Here is a 21652-nt window from a genome sequence, read left to right on the forward strand (position 1 = left end):
ATCAACAAGGATCCGGAAGCCCCGATCTTCGGCGTGGCCGATTATGGCCTGGTCGGCGATCTGTTCCAGGTCGTGCCGGAGCTGGCCGGCAATTTGTAATCCCCGGCCTGCGCCCACGGGAAACCGGCCTTCGGGCCGGTTTTTCCATTGGGGCGGGATTTTCACTATATGGACCGGGTCCCCCGCCTGCTGCGTCCGCAAGGGCTCGCAACTTGCGTAGAGTGTCTACCATGCCGACAGCCTGTAACGCGAGGCGGCCGGATCACGCAAAACATCTCTTTGGGCCTGCACGATGCACACTCCGGACAGCTTGCCATTCGTCATGATGCGCGGCGGCACGAGCAAAGGAATCTTTCTCCGGGAATCCGATGTTCCTGCCGACCGTGAATCGCTGACGGCCCTATTGCTGGACATCTTTGGCAGCCCCGACCGCCGCCAGATCGATGGCTTGGGCGGAGCCGACAAACTGACCAGCAAGGCTGCCATCATGGGCCCGCCACGCCGCGAAGACAGCGACGTCAGCTACCTCTTCGGCCAGGTCGGCATCCTGACCCCGGAAGTCGATTACAACCTGAACTGCGGCAACCTGACGGCTGCCGCCGGGGTATACGCGATTGAAAGCGGCCTGGTGACGCCGCGAAACGGACATACGCTGGTACGAGTCCACAACCTGAACACGGATAGGATCGTCCATGTCAGCGTGCCCACAACGCCGACGCAGGTCATCACGCAGGGCGATTTGCAGATCGGTGGGGTTCCTGGGCATGGCGCGCCCATAGCGCTGGATTTCTCGCGGGCAGTCGGCGCAATCACGGGCCGGCTGCTGCCCTTCGGAGAAGTGCAGACAGAGATCGCCGTTCCAGGCAGAGAAAGCGTGACGGTATCCGTCGTGGATGGCGCGAATCTTGTCATTTACGCCCGCGCGGAGTCTTTCGGACTATCTGGCATAGAAGACCCGCAAACCATAGACGGCGACGTTGCGCTTCGCGCCCACATGGACGCAGTGCGCCGCGAGGTCGCCATCCGCCTGGGATTGAGCGACTATTGGCACCAGCGCAGCGCCCCTTCCACGCCGATGCTGGTAATGCTGCAAAAACCGCGCGACTACCATACGTGCACGACGGGCGAACTGATCAGCGCCGATCGCCTGGACCTCGTGTGCAGACAGTACGCCTCCGGCTCCGCCAGTAAAACCTTGGCCGGCACGGTCACGGTCACGACCGGCATGGCTTGTGGAATCGCCGGCAGCCTGCCCGCCCAATTGTGCGGCGAGCCGGGCCCCAGGCGTTATACCTTTGGACATCCCAGCGGCGTTATCCACGTCGACGCCAGCGTGGCGCGGCGCGGCAACGAATGGCATGTCGAACAGGCCGCAATAGAACGGACCGCAAGGCGCATCGCGGAAGGTCGTGTTTTCCTGCGCGGGAATACCCTGTAATCGGCGGACGGCGAGCACTGGACCGATACCGCCGCCTCGCTGACGGTCTGGTGGTCCGCCCTTCATGCGCTGTTAATTCGAGAAAGGCACGCGGCGGTCTCGGCGATTCAATCACAAAAAAAACTCCGTTATTCACCAACAAATACTCAGCAATACTTTTCTTTTGCTGAGATACGATTTTCTCGTTCCAAGACTCACCACCGCCGCAAGGCGGCGCGAGGCCACAAAGAATGAACGAGACAATCCCCCTCTTGCCGTTGCCCGCGGACGCCTGCGACGCGCACCTGCATCTCTACAATCCGGCGCTGATCGCCGCGCCGGCCGCGCCCAATCCGCTGGCCGGCTGCGATGCCGGGCGTTACCGCGCCATGCGCGAACCCATGGGGTTGCGCCGCGCCGTCGTCGTGACGCCGGCCCCTCATGGCGATGACAACCGCGTCACCCTGGACGCCATCCAGGCGCTGGGCGCGAGCCATACGCGGGGGGTAGCGGTTGTCTATCCCGAGGTTGCCGACGCCGAGCTCCAGCGCCTGCATGCGGGCGGCATCCGCGGCATCCGCTACACCATCGCCATTCCCAAGACCGCCGTCACGCGGATCGCTACCCTGCCGGCCTTGGCGCCGCGCCTCGATGCGCTCGGCTGGCACGCGCAATTGCACATGACGCCGGCGCAGATCGTCGAAAATCGCGACCTGCTGATGGCGCTGCCCTGCCCCCTGGTGTTCGACCATATGGCGCGCCTGGCCAATACGGACGCGGACGATCCGGCCTGGAACATCGTCGAATCGCTGCTGCGATCGGGGAAGACCTGGGTCAAGCTCTCCGGCCACTATCTTGCACGGGATGCCGCCACGGCGCGCGCCACCGCCGGCCGGCTGGCCGCGCTGGCGCCCGATCGCCTGGTGTGGGGCTCGGACTGGCCGCACCCGACCGAGATGCCCTCGCCGCCCGACACGCGCGACACCGTCGCCGCCCTGCACGATTGGCTGCCCAATGCCGCGCTGCGCCAGCGAGTGCTGGTGGAAAATCCGGCGCGGCTCTACGGCTTCGCCTAGGCGGAACGCGGCATGGAACATATCGATTGCGTCGTGATCGGCGCCGGCGTCGTAGGCCTGGCCATCGCGCGGGAGCTGGCCGCCAGCGGCCGCGAGGTCGTCATCCTGGAGGAAGAGAACGCCTTCGGCACGCACACCAGTTCGCGCAATTCTGAAGTAATGCATGCGGGGATCTCGTATCCCGCCGGAACCTGGAAAGCGCGCCTTTGCCGCCCGGGCAACGCCATGCTGGCGCGCTACTGCGCGGAACATGGCATCGCTCACCAGAGGCCGGGAAAACTGCTTCTGGCCGTGGACGCCGAGGAAGAGGACAAACTGGATCTGTACCTGTCGCAGGCGCGCGCCAGCGGCGTCGATGACCTGCGCCCGGTGTCGCAGGGCGAATTGCGGGAGCTCGAGCCTGCGCTGACCGGCCGCAAGGCGCTGTTTTCGCCATCGACCGGCATCATCGACGCGCACGGCCTCATGCTGAGCCTGCTTGGCGAGGCCCAGCAACACGGCGCGGCGTTGGCCTTGTGCAGTCCCGTAATGGCAGGACGGGCGACCTCCGGCGGCATCGAGCTGGAGATCGGCGGCGCGCAGGCCATGCGCATCCGCGCGTCCCTGGCGATCAACGCCGCCGGCCTTCGAGCCGCGGATATCGCCGCTTCCATCGACGGCATTGCGCGGCAGGCGGTACCCAAGGTGCATTACGCCATCGGGCATTACTTCACCTTGCGCGGCCCCAACCCGTTCAGGCATCTGGTCTATCCCGTGGCGCGCTCGAGCTGGCAACGGGTGCACGTGACGCTGGATCTGGCGGGCCAATGCAAATTCGGCCCGGACCTGCAGTGGCGCGACCAGGTGGATTACCGGTTCGACGAGACCCGCGCCGCGGACTTCTACCGCGGCGTCCGGCGCTACTACCCCGCGCTGGCCGACGGCGACCTGGTGCCGGGCTATACGGGCATACGTCCGCGGCTGGCCGGACCGGACGAGCCGCTCACCCTGAGCAATGGAGATTTCTGCTTTCAGACGGCGCGCGAACATGGCGTGTCCGGCCTGATCAACCTGCTGGGCATCGAATCGCCAGGCTTGACGTCCTGCCTGGCGATCGCCAGGCAGGTCCGCCTGCTTGCCCAGTCCGCTGATTGAAGCGCCCTCATCAGAGGCGCCACCCGCCCCATAGGAGACAACCACTATGAACCGCATTTCCCGGCTTGCCCAAAGCTTGCTGCTTACCGCCCTGCTGCCCCTTGGAGCCCAGGCCGCCTGGCCAGACCAACCCATCCGCCTGGTGGTGCCCTATGCCGCAGGCGGCGGCGCCGACAATGTCGCTCGCGCCGTCGCCGGCAAGCTCGGCGAACGCCTGGGCCAATCCATTGTGGTCGAAAACCGCCCCGGCGCGGGCGGCACCATCGCCGAAGGCATGGTGGCCCGGGCCGCGCCGGATGGCTACACCGTTCTCTACGACACCTTCACCTACGCGGTGAACAGCTCCCTGCGCAAGCTCAGCTTCGACCCCGCCCAGGACTTGTCGCCGATCGCGATGGTGGCGACCGCGCCGATGATCTTCGTGGTGAATCCGGCGGTGAAAGCCCAGAACATCGGCGAATTCCTGACGCTGGCCAAGACGCCGGGCAACAACGTGTCGTATGCCTCCTTCGGCGTCGGCAGTTCGGCGCACCTGGCCACGGAAATGCTGGCGCGCGACGCCGGCGTCAGCATGCTGCACATTCCCTACAAGGGCGGCGCGCCCGCGCTGGTCGACGTGGTCGGCGGCCAGGTCAATGCCTACTTCGCCAACGCGTCCTCCGGCCTGCCCTACGTGCGCAATGGTCAGCTGCGGGCGCTGGCCGTGTCGTCGGCCACGCGGCTGGGCACGCTGCCCGACGTTCCGACCGTGGCCGAAAGCGGCTTTCCAGGATTTGAAGTGCTGGACTGGCACGGCATCTTCCTGCCGGCGAAGACGCCTGATGCGATCAAGCAGAAACTGGCCGACGCCGTGCGCGCCACAGTGACCGATCCGGAGGTCGTCGAGCGCCTGAAGGGCCTCGGCATTGCCGCAAGCACCATGGAGCCTGCGGGATTCGGCGGCTTCATCGAAGGGCAGATGGCGCGCTGGTCGGCCCTGATCAAAGACCGCCAGATCGCGTTGGAGTGAGCATCAATGCAAGGCTTCGCTGAAGGCGCGCTGCACGGCCTGTATCCGGCGGTTCTCGCTATCCGCCCGGCGGCACACCAGCACGATATCGCGGCGCGCGCGAGCCCGGTCGAGGGAGATCTGCCTGAAGGGATAAGCCCGCGCAAGTTCGGGCCTGGGCGTCGGGATCACCGAAACGCCGAGCCCGTCGGCCACGCAGGCAATGATGGCGTCGGTGCCTGGCAGCTCCAGGATCGGCCGCTTGCCGGGCACCACGCTCTCGACATAGGCGGCGGCGATCCGCCCGCCGGTCGCGCCACGGTCGAAGCGGATCCATTCGTGCTGGCGCAGCAGCGCCTCGGCCGAATTGCCCCGGCTGTCGGGCGGCGAAACCAGCACGAAGCCTTCGGAGTACAGCGGCAGCCAATGCATGCGGCTGGAGCCCCCGCGCTCGGGGCGCACCAGGATGGCGAGGTCCAGGCGGCCGGCCTTGACCTCCTGCAGCAGGAATTGCGAGACGCCGCGCGTGATCTGCGCCTCGATGCCAGGCGCAAAGGCGCGCAGCCGCCGTATGGCCTTGGGCAGCACGGAAATCATGGCGGATTCGATGATGCCCACCCGCACATGCCCTTCGACCGCGATGTGATCCTGCAGACGCAGGCTGTCGACGCGGTTCAGGGTTTCGGTCACGGCCGCGGCAACCTGGCGCGCGAAGTCGGTCGGCCGCACGTGGCGCGCCGAGCGGTCGAACAGCGGACGCCCGAAGTAGGCCTCCAGCTGGCGCATCTGCAGGCCGATGGCGCTGGCGGTCAGGTTGACCACGGGCGCCGCTGCGGCGTACGAGCCCTCGCGGATGACGACTTCCAGCGTATGTAGAGCATTCAGTTTCATAAGTGGCAACCCGGCACGCGCACAGCTTCATTGACGTGCCCTATTTTATTTTTCGAGGTAGCAAATGTCCAAAGTCGGCTTTCGTGTTTTCAAGAAGATCCATCGCGCGCCGCGCGAACTGGTGGAGGGTTTCCGCGAGATTCCCGTCGCCAACATCGGCGATGTCGTCGGCCGCATGTTCTGCCTGGATGCGCGCATCCGCCCCATGAACAAGGCCCCCCTGCTGGGCACCGCGTTCACGGTGCGCGCCCGCCCCGGCTGCAACCTGATGCTGCACCACGCCATCGACACGGCCCAACCCGGCGACGTGATCCTGGTTGAAGACCAGGGCGACCTCACCAATGCGATTTCGGGCGAGAACATGATGCTGTGGGCCGCCCGCCGCCAGATCGCCGGCGTGGTGGTCGACGGCGCAATGCGCGACGCGGACAGCATCGGCGAAATGGCCTTTCCCGTCTATGCGCGCGGCATCACGCCCCGCGGTCCGCACAAGTCCGGCCCCGGCGAGATCAACGTGCCGATTTCCTGCGGCGGCGTGGTCGTCAATCCGGGCGACATCGTCGTCGGCGACGCCGACGGCGTGATCGTGATCGCCCGCCACGAGGCCGCCTCGGTGCTGGAAGACGCGCGCAAGAAGCTGGCGCAGGAAATCCGCACGCGCCAGGAAATCGAGGACGGGACCTGGAACCGCAAGGCCTACGACGAGGCCGCGCTGGCCGCATTGGGTTGCGAGATCATCGACGCCGCTTACGGGGAGCAACAGCAATGAGCGCGCCGCGCATCGGTTTCATCGGCATGGGCGAGGCCGTGTTCCACATCGCCAAGGGCTTGCATGATGATGGCCTCTCCGGCATCCAGGCGTACGATAAGATGTGGAACGTCGCGCCGCAGTCGGAACTGGTCGGCCGCCGCGCGCAGGAAGCCGGCGTGGCGCTGGCGCCCAGCCTGCAGGCCCTGGTCGAAGGCGTGGACATCGTCATCTGCGCGGTAAGCGCCAGCCTGGCGGTTTCCCTGGCGCGCGAGTGCCTCCCGTGGCTGCGCCCGGACCAGATCTATGCCGATTTCAATTCGGCCGGACCTCAGACCAAGATCGAGATCGCCGAGCTGGTCGCTCCGTCCGGCGCCCGTTTCGTCGACGGGGCCATCATGGGCACCGTGCCGGGCCTGGGCCATAAGGTGCCCACGCTGATCTGCGGCGCGGGCGCGCCGGCGCTGGCCGCCGCGCTCCAGCCATACGGCATGGAGCTCAGCGTTCTTGAAGGCGATGCCGGCCGCGCATCGGCCTCGAAGATGCTGCGCAGCATTTTCATGAAGGGTGTCGTGGCCCTGTTGCTGGAAACCGTGCTGGCAGGCCATCGCTACGGCCTCGAAGACGACTTGCTGCAATCCATCGCCGACACCTTCGCCAACGGCTCCTTCCATGACATCGCCAACGGCTTGATGGCGCGCGGCGTCATCCACGCCGAGCGGCGCGCCCACGAGATGGAGGAAGTGGTGGCGACCCTGCGCGCCGCCAAGGTCGACGCCACCATGTCGGAAGCCACGCACGCAAAGCTGCTCGCCATAGCCGCCGCGGGCTACAAGCAACACTTCGGCGGTGTCGCGCCCAAGGATTTCCACGACATTTTCCAGGTCGCCTATTGACCGGCCTGGGGCCTGCCGCAGGCCCCAGGCAACAATTATCCAGGAGACAACCATGCAATCCCTGAACATCGTGCGCCGGCTTGCCGCCGGCGCACTGTTGGCCGCTGCCGTTCTGCCCGGCCTGGCCGCGGCCGCAGGCTACCCCGAGCGCCCCATTACCATGATCGTGCCGTTTGCGCCGGGGGGCAACGTCGACGCCACCGCCCGCGCGCTGGGACCGGTACTGGCCAAGCAACTCGGCCAGGCCGTGGTCATCGACAACCGCGCCGGCGCCGGCGGCACCATCGGCAGCGCGCTCGTCGCGCGCTCGCCCGCAGACGGCTATACGCTCATGGTGGGCAGCACGGCCACCAACGCCACCGCGCCCGCCTTCATGAACGCCAGCTACGACCCCGTCAAGGACTTTACTTCGCTGGGCGCGATCAGCGTCACGCCTTCGGTCATCGTCGTCGCGGCCGGCAGCCCCGTCAAGACTTACGCCGACCTGCTCGCGCTCAGCCATGCCAGCGCCACGGGGCTCAACATGGGTTCGCCCGGCACCGGCTCGCTCAACCATCTCACCACCGAATTGCTGGAGCAGAAAACCGGACTCAACGCCACCCACATTCCGTACAAGGGCGCCGGCCCCGCGCTGACCGATCTGATGGGCGGGCAGCTGGACGCGATGGTCGACCAGCTGAGTTCCTCCAGCCCCCTCATCGCCTCCGGCCGTCTGCGCGCGATCGCACAGACCGGCGCCGCCCGCTCCCCTCTCCTGCCCGACGTTCCCACGCTGCGCGAACAGCAAGTGCATGACGTGGACGTGGCCGTCTACACCGGCCTCTTCGCCCCGGCCAAGCTGCCCGCCGAGGTGCAGGCCACGTTGGTGCAGGCCCTGCAGCAAGCGCTGCAAAGCCCGGAATTCCTTGAACGCCTGAAGGCCCAGGGATCCGAGCCCATGCCGATGAGCCAGACGGAATTCGCGGACTTCGTTTCCGCGGAAGCCGCGCGCTGGCGCAATGTGATCGAAAGCACCGGATTGGCGGGCAAGGGATAGACCGTGTCGACGGCCAACGTCCCGCCTTTCCCCGGGCCTCCCGCGGCAGGCCCGGTCTGCGATTGCCACCTGCACATCTACGACCCGGCCTTTCCCTATGAGCCGGACGCCGCCCTGCGGCCGCCACCGGCCACGGCCGCCACCTACCGGGCTGTGCGCGATGCCCTGGGGATCCGGCGCAGCGTCATCGTGCAGCCGACCACCTATGGATACGACAATCGCTGCACCCTGGACGCCGTCGCCCGCCTCGGCACGGAAAATGCCAGGGCCGTGGCCGTGGTGCCGGTCATGGTCAGCGACGAGGAGCTGCTCCGGCTCGACCGGGGCGGCTGCCGCGGCGTGCGCATCAACGCGCTGCGCGGCGCGTTGCTGGATACGGAAGCCGTCGGCGCCTTGGCGCGACGCATCGCGCCCCTGGGGTGGCACCTGCAACTGCACGTCGAGGGCGCGACGCTGCCAGCGCTATCGCCTTGGCTGCGCGCGCTGCCAGTGCCCGTGGTGCTGGACCACATGGGTCGGTTGAATCCGGCGCAGGGTCCGGAAAGCCCTCCCTGGCGAGCCTTGCGTGACTTGCTGAACGAACCGCAGATCTGGGTAAAGCTGTCCGCGCCCTATCTGCTGGATCCCGACGGCGCGCCCGGCTATCGCGCACTCGCCCCCTTGGCGGAAATCCTGCTGGGAACCGCGCCTCAGCGCCTGCTATGGGGCTCGGACTGGCCTCACCCCGGCTGGCACGCGCAAGGCCGCCCGCCGTTGGACGAAGCCGCGCTTCATGATTGGGCCTGGCGGCATCTCGACCGGAGCGGCGTCGCGCGCAAGGTGCTGATCGACAACCCCGCGCGTCTATATGGATTCTAGCGACGCTCCGGCCCCCACTACCCTTGCCCAACGCCCATCATCGAGCGCGACAGCCGGCTGGCCGTGGCCAGGATCGACTCCTTGTGCCCGAGGAGCACCGCCTCGGTGAGACGAGAGAGCGGGCCTGAAATGCAGATCGCCCCCTGCAGTGTCCAGTTGATTCCATAGACCGGCGCGGAGATGCTCGAAACCTCTGCGTCGCGTTCCCCCAGCGAAATCATGTAGCCGGCGCGGCGTATCGATTCGTAGGGTTCACCGGCTTCTCCGGAGAACGCCAGCAGGACCCGGCCCGGGCTGCCCAATTCCAGCGGCAGCGCGGCGCCGACGCGCACATGGTGGCGGATGGACTTGGGGCCTTCGACACGCGCCATGCAGATGCGCTGCTTGCCCTCGCGCACATAGAACGTCGCGCTTTCGCCGGTGGCGACCGACAGCTCGCGCAGCACGGGCTGTACCACCTCCACGATATTGAATGTGGCCTGGTAACAGGCGCCCAGCCAGCCTGCGGCGCGCGCCAGGCGCCAGGTGCCGTCCGGCCGCTGCGCCAGGTAGTCGTCCATTGCCAGCGTGCGCGCCAGCCTCAATACGGTGGAGCGGTGGCACCCCGTCCGCCGGCTCAGTTCGGCCAGGGTCAGGTGCGCGTCGTCCACGCCGAAAGCCTCGAGGATTTTCATCGCGCGGCGCACCGCCACCACGCCTTCTTCCGCAGGGGATTCGTCTGAATCCGGGGTTATATCTTCGATCATGGTACGGAACGTGTTTCGTTATACGAACTCGCATTGTATTCCTCGGAACACGCATCCACAATGCTCCCACCAAAAACAAGGATCGGAGACAAACCATGAAGCAGATCGCGCGCGTGCTGTCGGGCCTGGCCCTGATGTGCATGGCGGGCCTGAGCGCGGCTCAGGGCTATCCCAACAAACCCATCCGGCTGATCGTCCCGTTCCCGCCCGGCGGCGGCACCGACGTGCTGGCGCGCGAAGCCGCGCTCAAGGTGGCGACCAACACCGGCTGGAACATCGTCACGGAAAACCGGCCGGGTTCGGGCGGCAATATCGGCGTGGACGCGGTGGCCAAGTCGGCGCCGGACGGCTATTCGCTGGTGCTGGGCCAGACCAGCAACCTGGCGATCAATCCCACCCTCTATGCCAAGCTGCCCTATGACCCCGAAAAGGACCTGACCGCCATCGGCCTGGTCGCCGATGCGCCGCTGGTTATCGTGGTGCCGGCCAACTCGCCGCTGAAGTCCTTCGACGACATGATTGCCGCCGCCAAGGCCAAGCCGGGCGCCCTGAACTTCGCCAGTTCGGGCAACGGCACCGTGGCGCACCTGGCCGCGGTGCAATTGCAGAACGCCGCGGGCATCAAGCTCACTCATATCCCCTACAAGGGCGCGGCGCAGGCTTCCAACGACCTGATCGGCGGCCAGATCGACATGTACCTGTCGTCGGTGCCCACGCTCATCGGCCACGTGCGCAACGGCAAGATGCGGGCGTTGGCCGTGACCTCCGCGCAGCGCGTGCCTGACATGCCGGACGTGCCTACCATCGCCGAGCGGGGCTTCCCCGGTTTCGAAGCGGTGACGTGGTTCGGCCTGGCCGCGCCGGCCGGAACCCCGAAAGACATCGTGCAGCGCCTGAATGCCGAATTCAACAAGGCGCTGCAGGCCAAGGACCTGAGCGTGAAGTACCAGGAACAAGGCGCGCGCGTGCTCACCGGCACGCCGGAGAGTTTCGCCAAGCTGATCCACGACGACCGCATCCGCTGGGGCCAGATCGTCAAGGACTCGGGCGCGAAGGTCGAGTGATCCGCCATGCAGGCCCGCTATCCCTATTCCAGCGGTGACTCGCGGCCGGCCATCGCCGTCCCGGCCGGCGCGTGCGATTGCCACGTCCACGCCTATGACGCGCGCTACCCGGCCGTGGCCGGCGCAAAACTGCTGCCGCCGGATGCGTCGATGCCGCAGTACCGCGGCATCCAGGCCCGGCTGGGAACGCAGCGCGCCGTATTGGTCACGCCATCGACCTATGGCGCCGACAACCGCGCCATGCTCGACGGCCTGGGGCAACTGGGCGAGCAGGGGCGCGGCGTGGCCGTGATCGACGGCACCGAAAGCGATGCGCAGCTTCGGGCCCTGCGCGACGCCGGCGTGCGCGGCATCCGGTTCAATCTTTCGCTGGGCGTGACCAGCTCCGCCGATCAGATCCTGCCTTTGGCGGCCCGAATCGCGCCGCTGGGCTGGCACGTGCAATTGCTGATGGCGCCCGATCACCTGGCCGCCATGGCGCCGGCGCTGTCCGGCCTGCCCGTGCCCATCGTGTTCGACCACATGGGGCGCATCGCCCCGCATCAAGCCGGCGCGCATCCCGCCCATGCGTTGGTGCTGCGCCTGCTCGAGCGCGGCCGCGCGTGGGTCAAGCTGTCCGGCGGCTACATCGTCAGTGCCCGGCATTCCATCGAAGACACCGCTCTCGATGCCCTGGCGCGCAGCTATCTCGACGCCAATCCCGAACGCGTCGTGTGGGGCAGCGACTGGCCCCACGCCTCCGCGTCGTCGGGCATGCAGCCCATGCCGGATGACGCGCGCCAGCTCGACCGGCTGGCCGACTGGACCGGCAGCGCCCGGCTGCGCCAGGTCCTCGTCCACAACCCGGCAGCCCTCTACGGCTTTCCGGCATGAACAGCACACCACGGAGACACCCCATGCAAGCCCCATCCACCCTCTCCCGCCGCAGCTTCCTGGCCGCAACCGCGGCGCTGACCGCGAGCGCCGCCTTCGGCGTGCGCGCCGCGCAGGAATGGCCCGCCGGCAAGACCATCACCTGGGTGGTGCCCTACCCGGCCGGCGGCAGCACCGACGTGCTGGGCCGCGCCATCGCCCAGCAGCTCGACGCCTTGCTGTCCACTCGCGTGATCGTCGACAACCGCCCCGGCGCCACCGGCACCATCGGCGCGGCCCGGGTGGCGCGCGCCGACGCGGACGGCCTGACCCTGCTGGGCACGTCCATCGGACCGCAGGCGATCGCGCCGCACGTGATGGGCAAGCTGACCTACGACCCCGTGGCCGATTTTGCGCCCGTGATCATGATCGGCACCATCCCCCATCTGCTGGTCGTGGGCAAGGAGCAGCCCTTCAAGACGGTAGCCGAACTGGTCGCGGCGGCGAAGAAGGCGCCGAAAAGCCTGGCCTACGCCTCGGGCGGCACCGGCACCATCCTGCACATGCAGGGCGAGCTCCTGCAGCAGAAAACCGGCGCGCGCTTCCTGCACGTTCCCTACAAGGGCGACACACCCGCGCTGCAGGACACGCTGGCCGGCCAGGTCCAGTTCGCATTCATTCCCGCCGCAGCCGCGCTGCCGCACGTGCAGACCGGCGCGCTGCGCGCCCTCGCCGCCACGTCCGCGCAACGTCTGTCCGCGCTACCGGACGTGCCGACCATGGCGGAGGCCGGTTTCGACGATTTCGTGGTCGAGCAATGGCAGGCCGTGTTCGCGCCGGCGGCGACGCCCGCTCCCGTGATCGATCGGCTCAACGCGGATATCGGCCGCGCGCTGCAAAGCTCCGCGCTCGTCGCCCTGGCCCAGCAGCTTGGCATCACGCTGGCCGGCGGCACGCCGCAGGCGCTGGATCAGATCCGCAAGGCGGACTTCGACAAATGGGGCAAGGTCATCCGCGATGCTGGCATCAAGCCGGCCTGATCTCATCGATTCTCTACTCCGAACAGGAAACACTCATGGCCAATCAGGACATCATCAAAGACTTCCCCCGTGTCAGCGCCGACATCGTGCGCCGCGCCGCGGAACTGCAACCCGCCATCCTGGCCGACGTGGCCGGCCGGCGCGGCGCGCTCAACGGCCGCATCCGCCCCCTGCATCCCGGCATGAAGGTGGCCGGCACGGCGCTGACGGTCGAAGTGCGCCCGGGCGACAACCTCATGATTCACGCCGCGATTTCGCTGGCCAAGCCGGGCGACGTGCTGGTCATCGACGGCAAGGGCGACCTCAGCTCGGCGTTGATGGGCACCATCATGATGAACGCCTGCCGCAAGCTGGGCATCGTCGGCGTGGTGATGGACGGCGCCGCCCGCGACACGGTCGAAATCATCGAGATGGACTATCCGGTGTTTGCCGCCGGCACTAATCCCAATGGCCCGACCAAGAACGTGCCCGGCCGCATCGGCCACCCGGTGTCGGTGGGCGGCGTGACCGTCCATCCCGGCGACTTCGTCATCGGCGACGCCGACGGCGTGGTGGTGGTCGAGCGTGAAAAGATCGAGGGCCTGCTGCCCGCCGCCGAGAAAAAGGTGCGCGACGAGGCCGCGCGCATCGCCGCCATCCAGGCAGGCGACACGGAAGCCAAGTGGCTCAACGCAGCCCTGCGCGCAGCCGGCGTCCTGAAGGAAGGGGAAACGCTGTGAGTGCCGCCGCAACGGGCAAGCCCGTCATTGTCGTAACCGCGGCAGACCTTGCGCCGGAAGCGCTGGCGCTGCTGCAGGACTTCGAACTGGCCTTCGCCGGTAAAACCCCCACCGAAGAAGGCATCGTGACGCTGTGCCGCGAGCGCAATCCGGTCGCCATCATCGTGCGATACAGCAAGGTTGGGGCCGCCGCGATGGACGCCGCCCCCGCATTGCGCGTGATATCCAAGCACGGCAGCGGCACCGACACCATCGACAAGGCCGCCGCCGCCGAGCGCGGCATCCAGGTCGTCGCCGCCGTGGGCGTGAACGCCGCCGCCGTGGCGGAACAGGCCCTGGCGCTGCTCCTGGCCTGCGCCAAATCGGTGGTGGGGCTGGACGAGCGCATGCGCGCGGGCCACTGGGACAAATCCACCCACAAGAGCCTGGAGCTGGGCGGCAAGACCATCGGCCTGGTCGGCCTGGGCGCCATCGGCCAGCGCATGGCCGCCATGGCGCACGCGCTGAACATGCGGGTGATCGGCTTCGATCCGTACGCGAAGGACCTGCCCGATTACATCGAAAGCGTGCCTCTGGACGCCATCTGGCGCGAAGCCGACGCGGTGTCGCTGCATTGCCCGCTCACCGACGAGAACCGCGGCATGGTCAACGCCGCGACGCTGGCGCAATGCAAGCCCGGCGTAATCCTGGTGAACACGGCGCGCGGCGGCCTGGTCGACGAGGAAGCGCTGTTGCAGGCAGTGCGTTCGGGCCAGGTGCAGGCCGCCGGCCTGGACAGCTTCGCGGTCGAACCCATGACCGCCGGCCATCCGTTCCAGCAGGAGCCGCGCGTCATCCTGAGCCCCCATATCGGCGGCGTGACCAGCGCGGCCTACGTCAACATGGGCGTGGCCGCGGCGCGCAACGTGCTGGACGTGCTGGCCCGCGCCAGGGCGCAGGCCTGAGGAGGCGCGCCATGGCGCAACGATGGAAGCACGCGCCCGCCGGCAGCAACTGGGGCGAGTTCGGCCCCGACGACCAACGCGGCCGCATGAACCTGGTGGACCGCGCCAAGGTGCTGCAAGGCATCGCCGAAGTCCGCGAAGGGCTGACGTTCTGCCTTTCGCTGCCGCTGGACGTGCCGGGCGGCATGGCGCTGAATCCGCGGCGCCTGCCGCCGCAACGCTACGCCACGCTGCGCGATGGCAAGAGCGCCGGAGTCCAGGGCTTCTGCTGGTCGTATGCGTCCGAAGACCCGCTGCTCACCGACGTGGTGTGCGACGACGTGCTGCTGATGAATACGCAGTACTCGACCCAATGGGACAGCCTGGCGCACATGGGCAGCCGCTTCGACGCCGACGGCGACGGCGAGGCCGAGGCGGTGTTCTACAACGGCTTTCGCGCCGGCGCCGAGATCCGCGCAGCCGGCGAAGACGCGCAAGCGCCGGCGGACTGGGCCCGCTTTCCCGGCCCTGTGGCAGGCGCCCTGGGCATCGAGCAGCTGGCCGAGCACGGCGTACAGGGCCGCGCCGTGCTGGTCGACCTGGAGGCACACGTCGGCCGCACGCGGACCGCGGTCGGCTATGACGCCTTGATGCGGATCCTGGATACCGACTGCGTGCGGATAGAAGCCGGAGACATGGTGTGCCTGCACACCGGCTTCGGCGACACGCTGATGGCGATGGACCGCCGGCCCGATGTCGCGCGGCTGCACGCCACGGGCAGCGGCCTGGATGGCCGTGACGAACGCCTGTTGCGGTGGATCGTGGATTCGCGCCTCGCCTGCCTCATCGCCGACAACCCGGCGGTGGAGCTGGTGCAGCCGGTCAGCCTGCGCGGCGCCGCCACCCCGCTGCGCCGCCCGCGCCTGCCCTTGCACGAGCATTGCCTGTTCAAGAACGGCATCCATCTGGGCGAGCTCTGGTGGCTGACGCCCCTGGCGCGCTGGTTGCGCGCGCACGGACGCCACCGCTTCCTGCTCACCGCGCCGCCGCTGCGCCTGCCCGGCGCGGCGGGCTCGCCCGCCACTCCCATAGCCACCGTCTGACCCTCCAACCCTTTAGCCCATCGGGCGCAGCAGCCGGCACAGGCTGCGCGCCTACCCAACGAGGAGACACTTCGTGAAACGCATCCGCCTTCTGCCCGCCGTCCTGGCGTTCTGCGCCGGCGCTGCAGGACCCGGCGCCGCGCCACAGCCTGCAGGAACTCGGCGCCCAGCCGCGCGAACCCACGCATACGGAGACCTGCCATGAAATCAAAACTGTCCGCCCTGGCCGCCCTGCTGCTTGCAGCCGGCGCCGCCCACGCCGCCTATCCCGAGCGTCCCGTGCGCGTGGTCGTCGGCTTCTCGCCCGGCGGCCCCACCGATGTGGTCGCGCGCGCCTTCGCCTCGTATGCGTCGCAGGCGCTGGGCCAAACCTTCGTCGTGGAGAACCGGCCCGGCGCCAACACCATCCTCGCGGCCGAAGCCGTGGCCAAGTCTGCGCCCGACGGCTACACGCTGTTGTTCGGCGCCACCAACCACACCATGATCCCGGCGCTCTACGCCGACCGGGTCAAGTTCGACGCCCTCAAATCCTTCACGCCGCTATGCGCCGTGGCGGTCAGCCCCACGGTGCTCGTGACCGGCCCGGCCCTGAAGGTGGGCACGCTGGACGCCTTCCTTGCCCGCGCGCGCGCCGAGCCAGGCCGGCTCACCTATGCAACGCCGGGCACCGGCAGCTCCGGCCATTTTGCCACGGAGCAGTTCCTGCGCCAGACCCGCATCAGCATGAACCATATCCCGTACAAAGGCGCGGCGCAGGCCATCTCCGACCTGATGGGCGGCCAGGTCGACAGCTCGCTGGCGACACTGGGCTCGGTGCTGCCGCAAGTGCAATCCGGCAAGCTCACGGCCCTGGCCGTGGCCACGCCCAGGCGCCTGCCGCAATTGCCCCAGGTGCCGACCTTCGATGAGGCCGGCGTGCCCGGATACACCGCCGACGCCTGGTATGGCGTGCTGGCGCCTGCCGGCCTGCCGCCGGACGTGCGGTCCCGCCTGGAGGAAACGGCGCGGGGATTTTCACAGGCCGACGCCACCGCCAAGAGCCTGGACGCCCTGGGCATGCAGCCGCGTCAGACCTGCGGCGACGCATTCACCGCCCAGCTTTCCAACGAAATCGATACCTACCGCAAGCTGGCCCGGGAACTGGGCCTCAAGGCGGACTGATTCTTACACGACAATGGAGGAAGACATGACCTACCGTATTCGAACCTCGCCCGCCGTCCGGTGCGCGGCGCTGGCGTTTGCCGCCGCCTTGCCCCTGCTAGCCTGCGGCATCGCCCAGGCCGCGGAAGCCTGGCCCAGCCGCCCGGTACGCGTGGTGGTGCCCTACGGCCCCGGCGGCGCAGTCGACGTGGCGACGCGCAAGATGGCGCAGATGCTGTCTACGCAGACCGGCCAGAGCTTTGTCGTGGAGAACAAGCCCGGCGCCACCGGCACGATCGGCGTTAGCCAGGTCGCCCGCGCCGCGCCCGACGGCTACACCCTGGTGGCGAACGACACGACCTATTCGCTGCTGCCCCACATCTTCAAGCAGCTGCCCTTCGATCCCGCAAAGGACCTGCAGCCCATCTCCGCCTTCGTGTTCGCGCCGATGGCACTGGCCGTATCGAACGACAGCCCCTATCGCAAACTGGACGACCTGATCGCCCAGGCGCGCGCCAAGCCCGACACCATCACCTATGGTTCCGGCGGCCCCGGCACCACGCCCCATTTCGCCGCCGAAGGCCTGGCGCTGGCAACGAACGTGAAGTTCATGCACGTGCCGTTCAAGGGCGCGGCCGAAGCCACGCAGGCCGTGCTGGGCAAGGTGATCGACTTCCAGTTCGCTTCCACCACGGGCGTCATGGGTCCGGTGCAAGGCGGGCAGTTGCGCCTGCTGGCGGTAAGCGGCGACAAACGCCTGGCCGTGTTGCCGGACGTGCCGACCTTCACCGAGGCTGGCGTGAAGGATTTCGGCGTGGTCAACTGGACGGGCCTGTGGGCGCCCAAAGGCACGCCGCCGGAAGTCACGGAACGCCTGCAGCGCGAGATCGCCAAGGCCATGGCCTCGGAAGAAATGCAATCCTTCGCAACCAAGATGGGCGCCGAACCGCGGGCAGCCGATGCCGCCGAGTTCGGCCGCATCCTGGCCGACAGCAGCGTGATGTGGGGCAACGTCGCCCGCAACATCGGCTACGACGCCAAATAGGCTTCAAGGAGACGCCATGTTCTTGTTGCAGGCGCCCGCGGTGGCGCAATTCGATGTCTGGTCGCCCATGCCCGAGCGCTTCCGCCGTCCCGAACGCAGCGATTGGGCGGACGCCAATCGTGGCGGCGTGCCCGTCGACTCGTTTCTGGAAGGCCCCGTGTTCGACCGGGAGGGCAACCTGTACGTGTCGGACATCCCCTGGGGCCGCGTGTTCCGCATCGGCCCGGATCGCGAATGGTCGCTCGTGGCCGAGTACGACGGCGAGCCCAACGGCATGAAGTTCCTGGACGATGGCAGGCTTCTGATCACCGATTACAAGAACGGCCTGATGGCGCTGGACGTCGCGAGCGGCCGGGTCTCCCCTTACCTGGCCCGCCGCAACAGCGAGCGCTTCAAAGGCGTGAACGACCTGATCTTCGACGCCCAGGGCAATCTGTACTTCACCGACCAGGGCCAGAGCGGCCTGCACGACCCCACCGGCCGGCTGTATCGCCTGCGGCCCGATGGCCAGCTCGACTGCCTGCTCCACAACGTGCCCAGCCCCAACGGTGTGGCCCTGTCGCCCGACGGCAAGGTGCTGTACCTGGCGGTGACGCGCGGCAATTGCGTGTGGCGCGTGCCGCTGATGGCCGACGGCAGCGTCAGCAAAGTGAGCCAGTTCTTCACGTCGTACGGCCCCAGCGGGCCGGACGGCCTGGCCGTGGACCGCGAGGGCAATCTGCTGGTCTGCAATCCCGGACTGGGCTACGTGTGGCTACTCAACCACCGTGCCGAGCCGCTTAACGTCTGGCGCAGCCCCCTGGGCACGTCGACCACCAACCTTGCCTTTGGCGGCGGCGACCGCCGCACGGTGTACTGCACCGAGTCGGTGTCGGGCGCCATCCTGTGCGCGCGAGCGCCACACCCGGGACTGGCATTGGCCAATCCACGACATTGCTGATACGCGGCGGAAGGGGATTTGTTCTCTTCAATATGCCGCCGCGGGCTTGCACGGCGGATGGACCCTGGCGGCCCTTGCTGGCGCAGGGGTCTGGCGCAGGGGCTTGGCGTTTCGTGCCGCGCGATGGCGGTACGCCGAGCCTAAGTCCTTGATTCGATGGCGCGCCCGACAGGAATCGAACCTGTATCAAGAGCTTCGGAAACTCTCATTCTATCCATTGAACTACGGGCGCAGTGCAAGGAGGCGGTATTGTACCTAGTTTTCAGGGAACTGCATGAAGCGGAGCGAATCTTCCGGGAAACTCAGCGAAAACCCCGTCAGTTGCAATGACCCCCTGTCTATGACACCGTTATATAATCCAGCGTTTGCTTGCAAGGCGGGCCCTCATTGCCGCCTACTTGTGCAGTACTGATTTTCTGTTGCCGCCGCCAGGCGCCCCCGGTACCCGTTAGCAGGATTTGGTCATGAGCAACGAGCAGGAACACATAGAAGAGCACTCCTCCCCCATCAAGACCCCGAAACAACTGATCGTCACGGTCGTACTGTCTTTCGTGGTTCCCATCGCCATCATCATCCTCCTGGTGAACATGGTGGCTTCCGGTTCCAAGGTCGGGGCTGGTTCAGATACGCTATCCAACGAAGCCGTCGCCAAGCGCATTGCGCCGGTCGCGGGTTTTGCCCTCGTCGACGCCAACGCCCCCAAGGTCTTCAAGACCGGTGAACAGGTGTTCGCCGCCGTCTGTACGGCCTGTCACACCGCCGGCGTGGCGGGTGCCCCGAAGGTCGGCGATAGCGGCGCCTGGGCGCCGTTCATCAAGGCCGGCTACGACGCCATGCTGAACGTGGCCCTGCACGGCAAGGGCGGCATGCCCGCCAAGGGCGGCAACCCCACGCTGTCCGACTACGAAGTCGCGCGCGCCGTGGTCTACATGGCCAACAAGTCCGGCGGCTCGCTGCCCGAACCCGCCGCTCCGGCCGCGGAAGGCGACCAGAAGGAAGCCGCTGCCGCCCCGGCGGCGGCTCCCGCAGCAGCTGCAGCCGCCGCGCCCGCGCCGGCCGCTGCTCCGGCGCCGGCTCCGGCTGCGCAAGCCCCGGCTCCCGCCGCTGCCGCCCCGCAAGCCGCCGCAGCCGTCAACCCTGCCGGCGAAAAACTCTACAAGAGCGTCTGCTTCGCCTGCCACGCCACCGGCGTAGCCAACGCCCCCAAGTTCGGCGACAAGACCGCCTGGGAGCCCTATATCAAGACCGGCATGGACGCCATGGTGAAGGTCGCCATGCAGGGCAAGCCGCCCATGCCCCCGAAGGGCGGCGCGGCCGATGCCTCCGAAGACGACATCCGCGCTGCCGTGCAATACATGGTGAACGCCGCCAAGTAAAAGGGCCGAGCCCGCGCAAAGAAAAGCCCCTTGAGCGATCAAGGGGCTTTTTTCATGCCGGCTGCGGCGCGTTGCGCGCCCGGGGCCAGCGCCGCGGCGCGTTGCCCCGCGCCTGCCGGCTTCCTAGGCCGTGGCCTTGGTCAGGGACATGCCCAGCTGCACGCGGCGCTGCAGCCAGAGGCTGGGACGGTAGCGGGGGTCGCCGGTCACGCGCTGCATGCTCTTCAGGATCTCCAGGATGCGGTCGGCGCCCAGCTTGTCGCCCAGCGCCAGCGGGCCCACGGGGTAGCCCAGACCCAGCGTGACCGCCTGGTCGATGTCTTCCGGCGTGGCGATCTGTTGCTGCGCGATGTCGCTGGCGATGTTGACGATGGTGGCCACGATGCGCTGCGCGATGAAGCCCGGCGAATCCTCGATCACGGTCACCGGCACGCCATCGGCGGCCAGCAGCGCATGCGCGGCGTCGCGCCACTTGGCTTCGGTGGCCGGCGACACCATGAGGGTGCGGCGCTTGGCGGTATCGAAGGCGTACAGCGTGTCCAGGCCGATGCTGCGGGCCGCATTCAGGCCCTGGGCGGACACGGTCGTGGAGACGTCCTCGCCGAACGGCGTGACGACGATCAGGGCGTCGGCGTCGGGCGTGGAGCCGGTCACCAGCGTGGCGCCCAGTTTCTCCAGCAGCGCCGCGGCGCGCGCGTAGCCTTCCGCATGCTTGGGGCTGACCCAGACCTTCAGGTTGGCGGGCAGCGCGGGCACCGGCGGCTCGGCCGGCACCTGCTTCTGGCCATCGGCGTAGACGTAGAAGCCCTCGCCGGCCTTGCGGCCGATCAGGCCGCCCGCCAGGCGCACGGTCGTGATGGGCGACGGGCGGAAGCGCGGCTCGTCGAAAAACTGTCGGTAGATGGACTCCATGACGGGGTGGGACACGTCCAGCGCCGTCAGGTCCAGCAGTTCGAACGGGCCCATACGGAAACCCGCCTGCTCGCGCATGACGGCGTCCACCTGGGCGAAGGTGGCTACGGCTTCCTGCGCCACGCGCAGGCCCTCGGTATTCATGCCGCGGCCCGCGTGGTTCACGATGAAGCCCGGCATGTCCTTGGCGCGCACGGGCGTGTGGCCCATGCGGCGGGCCAGATCGGCCAGCGCGTCACCCACCTCGGGCGCGCTGCGCAGGCCGTCGATGACTTCCACCACCTTCATCAGCGCGACCGGGTTGAAGAAGTGGTAGCCGGCCACGCGCTGCGGACGCTTGCAGGCGGCCGCGATGGCGGTGATGGACAGCGACGACGTATTCGACGCCAGGATGCAGTCCTCGGACACTACGCCTTCCAGCGCGGCGAACAGGTCGCGCTTGACGTCCAGCCGCTCGACGATGGCTTCCACCACCAGCTGGCAATTCGACATGTCCGTCAGGGCGGTGGCCGACTCCACGCGCTCCAGCGCGGCCTGCGCGTCGGCGGCGCTCAGCTTACCCTTCTGGGCCAGCTTTTCCCAGGTCTGGCGCAGCGACTCGCGCGCGGCGGCGATGGCCTCGGCACTGGTGTCGTACAGGCGCACACGCAGCCCGGCTTGCGCCGCGATCTGCGCAATGCCGCGCCCCATGGCCCCGGCGCCCACGACGCCGATGGTTTGAATCTCCGTCATCAACACTCTCCTGCCT

General features: G+C 67.9%; 21 protein-coding genes, 1 tRNA gene and 1 pseudogene. 19 read left to right on the top strand and 4 right to left on the bottom strand.

Annotation, left to right across the window (positions count from 1 at the left end; genetic code table 11):
• From AGI3411_RS23260 to AGI3411_RS23280, 5 genes and pseudogenes are all read left to right on the top strand, one after another.
• Window positions 1-99 (top strand): annotated as a pseudogene (locus tag AGI3411_RS23260) (electron transfer flavoprotein subunit alpha/FixB family protein); the annotation flags it as partial.
• A 193-nt stretch (window positions 100-292) separates the two neighbouring features.
• Complete coding sequence (locus AGI3411_RS23265; protein WP_129529699.1) at window positions 293-1438, top strand: PrpF domain-containing protein; 1146 nt, start codon at window positions 293-295, stop codon at window positions 1436-1438.
• 230 nt (window positions 1439-1668) lie between these two features.
• A complete protein-coding gene (locus AGI3411_RS23270) occupies window positions 1669-2493 on the top strand; it encodes an amidohydrolase family protein (protein WP_129529700.1) in 825 nt (274 codons plus the stop codon).
• Between the two features lie 12 nt (window positions 2494-2505).
• Window positions 2506-3627, top strand: coding sequence for an NAD(P)/FAD-dependent oxidoreductase (locus AGI3411_RS23275; RefSeq protein ID WP_129529701.1), 1122 nt, complete (start codon window positions 2506-2508; stop codon window positions 3625-3627).
• Between the two features lie 46 nt (window positions 3628-3673).
• Window positions 3674-4636 carry a tripartite tricarboxylate transporter substrate binding protein gene (locus AGI3411_RS23280; RefSeq protein WP_129529702.1) on the top strand — a complete coding sequence of 321 codons (963 nt, stop codon included), beginning with the start codon at window positions 3674-3676 and terminating at the stop codon, window positions 4634-4636.
• Between the two features lie 3 nt (window positions 4637-4639).
• Here the strand turns inward: AGI3411_RS23280 and AGI3411_RS23285 are convergent, their stop codons facing one another.
• The gene (locus AGI3411_RS23285; RefSeq protein ID WP_043543157.1) at window positions 4640-5506 is read right to left on the bottom strand and encodes a LysR family transcriptional regulator; all 867 of its coding nucleotides are present in this window, start codon (window positions 5504-5506) and stop codon (window positions 4640-4642) included.
• A 64-nt stretch (window positions 5507-5570) separates the two neighbouring features.
• On the opposite strand from AGI3411_RS23285, the gene AGI3411_RS23290 reads away from it, so the two are divergent.
• Genes AGI3411_RS23290 through AGI3411_RS23305 form a run of 4 tightly spaced genes read left to right on the top strand, consistent with a single transcriptional unit; the run spans window position 5571 to window position 9044 of the window.
• Window positions 5571-6275 (top strand): RraA family protein, encoded by a 705-nt coding sequence (locus AGI3411_RS23290; RefSeq protein ID WP_129529703.1) that lies wholly within the window; start codon window positions 5571-5573, stop codon window positions 6273-6275.
• Window positions 6272-7150 carry an NAD(P)-dependent oxidoreductase gene (locus tag AGI3411_RS23295; protein WP_129529704.1) on the top strand — a complete coding sequence of 293 codons (879 nt, stop codon included), beginning with the start codon at window positions 6272-6274 and terminating at the stop codon, window positions 7148-7150. Before AGI3411_RS23290 ends, AGI3411_RS23295 begins: the two co-directional genes overlap by 4 nt.
• Before the next feature lie 52 nt (window positions 7151-7202).
• The gene (locus AGI3411_RS23300; RefSeq protein WP_129529705.1) at window positions 7203-8186 is read left to right on the top strand and encodes a Bug family tripartite tricarboxylate transporter substrate binding protein; all 984 of its coding nucleotides are present in this window, start codon (window positions 7203-7205) and stop codon (window positions 8184-8186) included.
• 3 nt (window positions 8187-8189) lie between these two features.
• Window positions 8190-9044: an amidohydrolase family protein gene (locus AGI3411_RS23305; protein ID WP_244240434.1), complete on the top strand. Its 855-nt coding sequence runs from the start codon at window positions 8190-8192 to the stop codon at window positions 9042-9044.
• Window positions 9045-9061: 17 nt separating this feature from the next.
• On the opposite strand, the gene AGI3411_RS23310 is transcribed toward AGI3411_RS23305, so the two are convergent.
• Window positions 9062-9790 (bottom strand): IclR family transcriptional regulator, encoded by a 729-nt coding sequence (locus AGI3411_RS23310; RefSeq protein WP_129529706.1) that lies wholly within the window; start codon window positions 9788-9790, stop codon window positions 9062-9064.
• Window positions 9791-9885: 95 nt separating this feature from the next.
• Here AGI3411_RS23310 and AGI3411_RS23315 point away from each other — a divergent pair, with 95 nt between their 5' ends.
• The 9 genes from AGI3411_RS23315 (at window position 9886) to AGI3411_RS23355 (ending at window position 18616) form a co-directional block, all read left to right on the top strand.
• Window positions 9886-10854 carry a Bug family tripartite tricarboxylate transporter substrate binding protein gene (locus AGI3411_RS23315; RefSeq protein WP_129529707.1) on the top strand — a complete coding sequence of 323 codons (969 nt, stop codon included), beginning with the start codon at window positions 9886-9888 and terminating at the stop codon, window positions 10852-10854.
• Between the two features lie 6 nt (window positions 10855-10860).
• Window positions 10861-11727: an amidohydrolase family protein gene (locus tag AGI3411_RS23320; protein ID WP_129529708.1), complete on the top strand. Its 867-nt coding sequence runs from the start codon at window positions 10861-10863 to the stop codon at window positions 11725-11727.
• A gap of 23 nt (window positions 11728-11750) precedes the next feature.
• Window positions 11751-12746: a Bug family tripartite tricarboxylate transporter substrate binding protein gene (locus tag AGI3411_RS23325; RefSeq protein WP_129529709.1), complete on the top strand. Its 996-nt coding sequence runs from the start codon at window positions 11751-11753 to the stop codon at window positions 12744-12746.
• A 35-nt stretch (window positions 12747-12781) separates the two neighbouring features.
• The gene (locus AGI3411_RS23330) at window positions 12782-13465 is read left to right on the top strand and encodes an RraA family protein (RefSeq protein WP_129529710.1); all 684 of its coding nucleotides are present in this window, start codon (window positions 12782-12784) and stop codon (window positions 13463-13465) included.
• Window positions 13462-14409, top strand: coding sequence for an NAD(P)-dependent oxidoreductase (locus tag AGI3411_RS23335; protein ID WP_129529711.1), 948 nt, complete (start codon window positions 13462-13464; stop codon window positions 14407-14409). Before AGI3411_RS23330 ends, AGI3411_RS23335 begins: the two co-directional genes overlap by 4 nt.
• 11 nt (window positions 14410-14420) lie before the next feature.
• On the top strand, window positions 14421-15491 hold the full coding sequence (locus AGI3411_RS23340) for a cyclase family protein (protein WP_129529712.1): 1071 nt from the start codon (window positions 14421-14423) through the stop codon (window positions 15489-15491).
• A 201-nt stretch (window positions 15492-15692) separates the two neighbouring features.
• Window positions 15693-16652: a Bug family tripartite tricarboxylate transporter substrate binding protein gene (locus AGI3411_RS23345; RefSeq protein WP_129529713.1), complete on the top strand. Its 960-nt coding sequence runs from the start codon at window positions 15693-15695 to the stop codon at window positions 16650-16652.
• Between the two features lie 25 nt (window positions 16653-16677).
• A complete protein-coding gene (locus tag AGI3411_RS23350; RefSeq protein ID WP_129529714.1) occupies window positions 16678-17676 on the top strand; it encodes a Bug family tripartite tricarboxylate transporter substrate binding protein in 999 nt (332 codons plus the stop codon).
• Between the two features lie 16 nt (window positions 17677-17692).
• On the top strand, window positions 17693-18616 hold the full coding sequence (locus AGI3411_RS23355) for an SMP-30/gluconolactonase/LRE family protein (protein WP_129529715.1): 924 nt from the start codon (window positions 17693-17695) through the stop codon (window positions 18614-18616).
• Window positions 18617-18773: 157 nt separating this feature from the next.
• On the opposite strand, the gene AGI3411_RS23360 is transcribed toward AGI3411_RS23355, so the two are convergent.
• Window positions 18774-18848: transfer RNA gene (locus AGI3411_RS23360), tRNA-Arg, on the bottom strand.
• Window positions 18849-19080: 232 nt separating this feature from the next.
• Between AGI3411_RS23360 and AGI3411_RS23365 the strand changes: the two genes are divergently transcribed.
• Window positions 19081-19992 (top strand): c-type cytochrome, encoded by a 912-nt coding sequence (locus AGI3411_RS23365; RefSeq protein ID WP_129529716.1) that lies wholly within the window; start codon window positions 19081-19083, stop codon window positions 19990-19992.
• A 123-nt stretch (window positions 19993-20115) separates the two neighbouring features.
• On the opposite strand, the gene AGI3411_RS23370 is transcribed toward AGI3411_RS23365, so the two are convergent.
• Window positions 20116-21636: a 3-hydroxyacyl-CoA dehydrogenase gene (locus tag AGI3411_RS23370; protein ID WP_129529717.1), complete on the bottom strand. Its 1521-nt coding sequence runs from the start codon at window positions 21634-21636 to the stop codon at window positions 20116-20118.
• Window positions 21637-21652 lie beyond the last annotated feature (16 nt).

This window comes from Achromobacter agilis, from assembly GCF_900496965.1.
GTDB classification, from domain to species: domain Bacteria; phylum Pseudomonadota; class Gammaproteobacteria; order Burkholderiales; family Burkholderiaceae_B; genus Achromobacter; species Achromobacter agilis.